The following is a 7,740-nucleotide window of genomic DNA, read 5'->3' as shown; positions in this document are numbered from 1 at the left end:
AGACAAGCCGGTTCACGACTGCGGCATGGGACAGGGCGACGCCTTTGGGTCGTCCGGTGGTACCGGAAGTAAAGATCACATACGCGGTGTCGTCGGGGGTGAGGGGACGCGGCAGCACGGGTGCGTCGGGCGCCCCGTGTTCTATCCGGCCACGAACAGCGTCCTCATCGAGGACCACGGTGACGACGCCCGCGGCGGTGAGCACACCCGCCTGGGCCACCGCCGTCGCACCATCGGTGATGGCCACACGGGCACCGGAGTCCTGGAGGATCGCGGCAATGCGCTCGGCGGGATATCCCGGGTCGACGGGGACATACGCGGCGCCGGCGCGGAGTACCGCGGCGAGGGAGGTCACCAGGTCCGCCGAGCGCGGCAGGGCCACCGCGACCCGGCCACCCACCGCCACGCCCCGCTCGGTCAGGAGATGAGCCAGAGCGTTCACCCGCGCGTCGAACTGCRCATACGCCCACTCCGCACCATCCGCGTCATCCACGACCGCGACCGCCCCGGGAGTACGTGCTACCTGATCCCGGATCAGCGCATCCACCGTCACCGCGGGAACCACCACCCCCGCACCCACCGACCACACACCCACCGACCCGGCATCGACCGAAGAAGGAGTGATCGTGAGATCCGCGAGTTCGTGGAGCGTCATGCCCGCAGGGCCGCCGAGGAGGTGGCCGAGGAACACGGTGAACGCCGCTGCGTGCTGGCCGGCCGCGTCTGTCGGCACGAGCGGAGACCGGCCGGAGATATCCATCCGCAGGCCCCGTCCCGGGCTCCCGTAGACGGAGAGATMCAGCGCGCCGGTCGGGCCGGGGTTGATCAGCTCCGTGATCCCCGCGACCTTTCCGAAGACCGGTGTCGTCCTGAACATCTTGATGTTGACCGAGGGCAGCGACAGGTAGGAGAGCTCTCCTCCCTTCCAGAGACGGGCGAGCTGATGATCCTCGATCGCGGAGTTGTCCCGTAGATCCCGGACCTGCGATCCCACCACCGACAGCACCTCGGCGAATGTGGCGCCCGGGCGCAGGGCGGTCGCGACGGGCAGCGCGCGGGCGACCGCGCCCGGCACGCGCAGCGACTCCGGCTCGCCGCGCATCATCGACGGTACCCGCACCGCGAGGTAGTCCCGGTTCCCGGCAAGAGCCGTATACAGCCCCCACGCGGTGATGACGAGATCCGTCCACGTGCTCCTTGCCTGGCGCGCCAGCATACGCAGGCGATCATCGGCCCCCGCCGGAAACGCCACGGGAACAGGCCGGTACGAGAACGAAAACAGATCAGCGGGCGTGCTTCCCGTGGGCTCGGAAAACGCGTCGATAGCAAGCACATCACGCCAGTGACCGACGATGCCGGACCCACCCGGCGTCGATGCCGACCCCGCGACGAGATCCTCCAGGCGACCAAACCACCTCGGCGGCGCGGGGGTTGCATCGACCGCAGCCGAGTACAGCTCCGCGACCCGGCGGATATAGAGAGACGTGCTATACCCGTCAAGCAGGAGATTATTCGTCGTGAACGACCACACCCACCCACCACCGACACGCTTAAACAGCGTCGACGATGTGAGATCCTCAGCCGCCGAAGACTCCCGCGCACTCACCCCGGCGCGGACCACAGACCGGATCTCCTCGTCTGTGAGCACCTCCTCGGGAACCACCGTCCGCAGAGACAGCCTCCCGCCGACCGACTGCGAAGGAGCMCCGTCATCGTCATGGATGACCGCCCGCAGCGCCTCCGTCTCCGCGAACGCCCCGCTCACCGCATCGGCGAACGCCMCGGCATTGATGGCCCCGTCAAGCCACACCAGGTCGCACACACAGAACGCAGCAGAACCGGGGAACAACCGCTGYGCCGCCCAGTTCCCGCGCTGAGCAAACGAGAGAGGCAGCCGCTTCCCACCACTCACCCCCTGATCAGAGGGCACTTCTTCTGCAGCCGATGGACTCCCCGCATCCTCACGGGCATCCCCGCCCCCGCTCATCGCGAACCCTCACCGCGCTGACCATCCATACCACCAGTGTAGGGTAACCTAACCTAAATTTGCGCGGATCGACGAGACTCGCGAGAGATGCCCGAGAGCGGCCGCGTACCTCACAAGAGAATGTCTGCGGAGCACCTGATTTTGATCACCAGTTCGGCTTTGATGATCACTTAACGCGCTGAGCTGGAGTGATAGGTGTGCGGTGGGCTGTTCTGGCCGGACTACGAGCCGAAGAAGGCCCGCGTCGAGCATCTCTACGCCATCGCCGACGGCCAGGTCACCCCCGAGACTGGCGAGCCGATCGTGATCTTCTGCATGGACGAGTTCGGCCCGCTCAACCTCCAACCCCGCCCCGGACGACAGGTCAACGAGGCTTGACGTCCGATCATCCCTACCCATTCGCTCCAGCTTCCTGCCCGGCCCGCCATGCCGACCAAAGCGCGGCATACACCCCGCCGGCGGCGATCAGCTCTGTATGGGTTCCTCGCTCGGCGATACGTCCGTGCTCCATCACCACGACMAGATCGCAGGCGGCGGCTTGCGAGAGCCGGTGCGCGATCACCAGTCCAGTGCGTCCGGTCAGCGCAGCGTCGGCGGCGCGGTCGAGCAGTCCGGCGTACGCGGAACCTGCCTCGGCGGTGGCCTCGTCGAAGATCGCCAGTTCCGGGTCGGCCAGCACCAGGCGAGTGAGCGCCACCTGTTGTGCCTGTGCGGCGGTCAGCTCGTACCCGCCACCACCGAGCACCGTGTCAAGGCCATCGGGCAGCAGGTCGAGCATCCCTACAGCCTGGGCCACTTCCAGCGCAGCCCCTACCTGACCGTCGGTGGCATCCGGTGCGGCGAGGGTGAGGTTGTCTCGCAATGTCCCCGCGAACACGTGTACTTCCTGGGTGATCATCACCGTGCGCTCCGGTCGGGCCACGGTCCCGGCGTCGGGCTGGTGAATGCCGGCGACCACCGTGGCCAGCGTGGACTTGCCGGCACCCGACGAACCTACGACGGCGACACGCTGACCGGTGGGGATGTCGAGCGTGACATCGACGAGCACACGGGGGCCGACCCCGTAATGGAAGGAGACCTCGCGGAGGTGGACGCTGCTGCTCGTTGCGATGCCTGGCGCGTCCGCGACGGGGATGGTGGTGACTCCGACCATGCGGTTCAGCGACGCGAGGGCGGACTGGAGAGTGTCGATGACGAACAGCAGCTGATTGACCGGGTTCAGCAGGCGTAGCACGAGCAGCATGGCGGTGGTCGCGCCCCCGACAGTCGAGGCTCCGTGGTCGATGAGGACGAAGCCGACGACGAGCACGGCGGCCAGGCTCAGGCACTCGCCGAGGTTCAGGCGGGTGTTGAGCATGCTCTGCACGGTGCGCGCCCGCAACGCCTGCACCGATACGCCCCAGGAGGTGGTGGTCACGGCGCGGTGCCGCTGCTCGGCAAGCCTGAATCCGAGCACAGTGGCGTAGCCGCGCTGCGACTCCAGAATCTGCTGAGCACGCGCGCTCATCGCTGCACGCTCGGCCAGGTATACCCGCGGGCCTGTTCGCAGGTACCACCGCATGGAGAGCACGTAGACAGGCAGCGCGACGGCAAGGGCGGCGGCGTAGGGCCATTCCACCGCGGCCAGCCCGCCCAGCGACATGACGATGGTGAAGGACGTAACGGTAAGCGCCGGGATCACCGCGGGGGCCGCATCGGCAACCGCGGTGACGTCGTCGCTGGACCGCGAGATCAGATCCCCGGTGCCGGCAGACTCGACGACATGCTGCGGCAGCGTCAGGGCACGGGAGACCAGCTCCTCCCGCAGCCCGGCGAGGACGGTGTGGTACATGCGAGTAGCCAGGACGATCGTCGCCGCCGTGCCAGCGGCACCGAGAATGGCCGAGACCGCCATGATCGCGATGACGGTCAGCACGGTACCGAGGTCGGCGGCGCCTTCCTGGACCCGATCGATGAGGAACCCGATCGCGACGGGTCCGATCAGGTCGATGGCGGTGCTTGCGATTCCCAGCACCACGAGGGCGGCCAGACTGCGTCGATGCCCACGACTGAGCCGCCACACCTCCCGAGCGGTCTCACGTCCGCCCGCGACCGGCAGCGCGTGCTCTGTCGTCACGGATCCCCCGGTCACAGCGCCGCCTTTCCAAGCACCGGCATGTTGTCGAGGAGGTCGACGACACGGTCGCAGCAGCCAAGCAGGGCCGGGGACGAGGCGATCAGCAGGGTTGAGCGATCTGTACGGATACCGACCAGCCGCTTGGCGATGGTCTGCTCGGTCACCGAGTCGACGGCGGTGGTCGGGTCGTGCAGCACCAGCACCGGAGTATCGGTCGCGAAGGCTCGAGCGAGCGCAACCCGTTGACGCTGGCCACCGGACAGGCGGTTGCCGTTCTCACCGACGGGGGTGTCGAGATCGGCTGCGAAGTCCTCACAGGCAGCCGCCCACACTGCACTGTCCATTCGCTCGGGCAGGCAGGCGGTGACGGCGAGGTTGTCGCGGATGGTGCCGGTGAACAACGTTGCCCGATGAGGTGCGGCGGTGACCAGGGAACGGTACTCCGCTGGGGTCAGTTCGTGCGCCGGCCGGCCGTCGAGACGCACCTCAATGTCGTTGGCGGCCCACGGGTTCAGCAGCGCGTCAGCGATGCGGGCGGCAATCCGATCATCGGCGTGCACCCCCACCAGCTCACCGGGTTCTACCCGGATTGACGCACTGGGCACGCCGACATCCAGCACGCCGACATACGGCGCGGACACGTCCTGCACAGGCGGCGGCGTGCACCGCTGTCGTATCGCGTCATCGTGTCCGGATGCGGCGGTGCCTGCGTTCCTGAGCGTGTCCATGATTCGCGCGGCTGAGGCGCGGGCGCCCGCGAGATTGGGGATGGAATAACTCGCGATCGCCTGCATCTGTGGCAGCAGCGCCTGGGTGAGGCCACCCGCGGCGATCAACTCGCCGACGCTCAGCTGCCCATTCACCGCGAACCAGCCCGCCAGCCCCGTCACCGCGGCGACGAACACGCCATTTACCGCACCGGAGCCCACAAGAAACCTGCCGAGTAGCCCGGCGTTGCGCCCGGCGCCGACCAGGGTCTCCCGGCTGGCCTGCCGGTATCGCCTGGTCGCCTCGGCCTCGGCGCGCACGCCCTTGATCACCCGGTATCCGGCGACCAGATCGGTAGCCCGTCCAACGGTGTCAGCGAGGAGATCCTGGTATTCGCGGGTGTCGCGGGAGAGACGTTCGCTCAGGAGGCCCATCAACCAGACCGCCACGGGCGCRCCGAGCAGCACCATGACCCCAAGCGGCCAGTGCATCACCAGCAACGAGACAGCGATGAACATTATGGCGGCGATCCTCGAGATCGGCAGAACCACGAGCAGCCCAGCGTTGGCCAGGCGGAAGACGTCGTTGGTCATGGCCGAGACCACATTGTCCGCCGGCGCCCGCACCGCGCTGCCGTCGGAATGCAGCACTCTGGTCGAGAGTGTCGCGCGCAGTCGGTGCTGCAACAACTGGACCGCATACGTGTTGAGCCGATTCGTGAACCTGGCCGCCGCCGTCAGCGCGACGTACAAGGCCACCAGCACACCGAGCCAAAGCACCAGTTGCCCGGCATCCCTGGTCACGAGCGCCCGGTCGATCGCGAGCCCCATCACCACCGGGACAGCCGACTCGCCCACTTGCCACACGATCGCCAACAGCATCGCGGGGATCGTGATGCGTGGCAGCGAGAAGATGACGCGCGCCACGAACTGTCCGGGACGATCACCCTCCCTGACCTCGAATGACCGGACATCAGGAGGCTCAGGCGCAGCCTGTCCCAGCACCGGTAGCCACCGCGTCAGCGGTCCTCGCCCCAGCTCCATCGGATCGGTGCGCATCAACGGCCCTCCCGCACGCCTTCGCCACCGCGGTCACGGCCCAGCGGCACCACCTGAGGAGTGCCCGCTACCGGATCGGGCACCACCAGACAGCGCAAACCGAACACCTCTTCGACCAGCTCGGCCGTCACGATCTCCGACGGTGGCCCCTCGGCGACCACGGCGCCGTCCTTCATGGCGATCAAGTGCGTGGCGTAGCGAGCAGCATGATTCAGGTCGTGCAGCACGGCGACCAGGGTGTGGCCGACGTGGTGCAGGTCGGTGAACAGCTCCATCAGCTCGATCTGATGGGTGATGTCGAGGAAGGTGGTCGGCTCGTCCAGCAGCAGGATGCTGGTGTGCTGCGCGAGCGCCATCGCCACCCACACCCGCTGTCGCTGGCCTCCCGACAACTCGTCCACCAAGCGGCCCGACAGGTCGGTGACCGCGGTCTGGTCCATCGCCCTGACTACGGCCCGCTCGTCGGCCTCGGTCCACAGCCGGATGAACCCCTGATACGGATACCGGCCCCGAGCCACCAGGTCGGCTACGGTGATCCCGTCCGGGGCGATCGAGGTCTGCGGCAGCAGGCCGACCCGCCGCGCCACCTCCTTCGTCTTGTACGACTGGATAGCTACACCGTCGAGGACCACCTGACCCGCGGACGGCTTCAACAGCCGCGACAGGCCGCGCAGCAGAGTGGACTTCCCGCACGCGTTCGGGCCCACGATGACTGTGAACGACTCGTCCGGAATGGACACCGACAAGCCCTCGCTGATGATGCGCTTGTCGTAACCGATCGTCGCCGACTCCACGCGGAGGCGTGAGCCGCCGGGCGGCGGAGCAGGAGTGGGTACGTCTCTCGCCTCCGCAAGATCGGTGATGGTGTTGGTGTTCATAGGCGTCTCCTGGCTTCGGTGAAAAGCAGATACCCGAGGTACCCACCGCCGAGCATGACGGTGATGATCCCCACCGGCAGGGGAGTTGGGGCGACGTGCTGGGCGAGGTAGTCCGCCACCAGACACAGCAGCGCGCCGACGAAGGCGGCGGGTGCGAGGGTTATCCCCGCAGTGCGGACAAGGCGGTGTCCGATCTGCGGCGCGACCAGGGAGATGAACGCGATCGGCCCCGATGCAGCCGTGGCAATCGCCGTCAACGCCACCCCCACCACGACCATGCCGAGGCGGGCGGGCGAGACCCGCACCCCTTGGGAGGCGGCGGTATCATCACCCAGCTCCATCTGCCGCATCGGCCGGCTCAACATCGCAGCCAACAGCAGAAGCACAGCGATGCACACACCGCCGATGGCCACCTGATCCCAGGACACCCCGTTGAGTGATCCGGCGCCCCACGCGGCGGCTGCAATCGCCTGTTCCAGGTCGGCTCTGAGTATCAACCAGGTGTTGAGCGAGCCGAGCATCGCCGAGACGCCGATGCCGACAATGATCAACCGGAACCCCTGCACCCCTCGCCGGTAGGCGAGCACGTACACGGCGATGGCGGTGGCCATCCCCCCTAGCAACGCCCCGCCTATCAACTGCACGTAGGTGCCGTTGATGAGGAGGATCACGATCAACGCGCCGGTGTAGGAGCCCTGGGAGAATCCGATGATGCTGGGGTCAGCGAGAGGGTTGCGCAACATCGACTGGAAGACCGCCCCGCTCACCCCCAACGCGGCACCGAACACCAGCGCCGCAACCACCCGGGGCGCCCGCCACTCGACCACGATGTCGTGGACCAGCCCGGTCTCCCCGCCGACCAGCGCGGGGACCACCTGCCCAGGGCTGAGCTGGTACGAGCCCGTCATCAGCGCGAGCACCGCCATGCAGGCGACCGCGACCGCGAGCACCGCGCAGACGATGACCGAGCGCCACTCGAGCCGGACCGCGATC

At 67.7% G+C, this 7,740-nt stretch carries 6 protein-coding genes; 1 reads left to right on the top strand and 5 read right to left on the bottom strand.

The window, feature by feature from the left end; translation table 11 throughout:
* Window positions 1-1,987 (bottom strand): AMP-binding protein (locus tag BBK14_RS37815; protein WP_157904295.1); only part of this gene is annotated, 1,987 nt, incomplete at its 3' end.
* A gap of 195 nt (window positions 1,988-2,182) precedes the next feature.
* Here BBK14_RS37815 and BBK14_RS18665 point away from each other — a divergent pair.
* Window positions 2,183-2,365 (top strand): hypothetical protein, encoded by a 183-nt coding sequence (locus tag BBK14_RS18665; protein WP_020460611.1) that lies wholly within the window; start codon window positions 2,183-2,185, stop codon window positions 2,363-2,365.
* A 13-nt stretch (window positions 2,366-2,378) separates the two neighbouring features.
* Here the strand turns inward: BBK14_RS18665 and BBK14_RS18660 are convergent, their stop codons facing one another.
* The 4 genes from BBK14_RS18660 to BBK14_RS18645 form a co-directional block, all read right to left on the bottom strand.
* Window positions 2,379-4,049, bottom strand: a complete 1,671-nt coding sequence (locus tag BBK14_RS18660; protein WP_241831648.1) for an ABC transporter ATP-binding protein — start codon at window positions 4,047-4,049, stop codon at window positions 2,379-2,381.
* Between the two features lie 65 nt (window positions 4,050-4,114).
* On the bottom strand, window positions 4,115-5,869 hold the full coding sequence (locus BBK14_RS18655) for an ABC transporter ATP-binding protein (protein ID WP_071064283.1): 1,755 nt from the start codon (window positions 5,867-5,869) through the stop codon (window positions 4,115-4,117).
* Window positions 5,869-6,747, bottom strand: coding sequence for an ABC transporter ATP-binding protein (locus BBK14_RS18650; RefSeq protein ID WP_071064281.1), 879 nt, complete (start codon window positions 6,745-6,747; stop codon window positions 5,869-5,871). The genes BBK14_RS18655 and BBK14_RS18650 overlap by 1 nt, the downstream gene beginning before the upstream one ends.
* A complete protein-coding gene (locus BBK14_RS18645; RefSeq protein WP_241831645.1) occupies window positions 6,744-7,697 on the bottom strand; it encodes a FecCD family ABC transporter permease in 954 nt (317 codons plus the stop codon). The genes BBK14_RS18650 and BBK14_RS18645 overlap by 4 nt, the downstream gene beginning before the upstream one ends.
* Between the last annotated feature and the right edge of the window lie 43 nt (window positions 7,698-7,740).

The organism is Parafrankia soli, assembly GCF_001854695.1.
Taxonomy (GTDB): domain Bacteria; phylum Actinomycetota; class Actinomycetes; order Frankiales; family Frankiaceae; genus Parafrankia; species Parafrankia soli.
The sequence above is the reverse complement of the archived record's forward strand: the minus strand, read 5'-3'. Positions and strand labels throughout refer to the sequence as shown.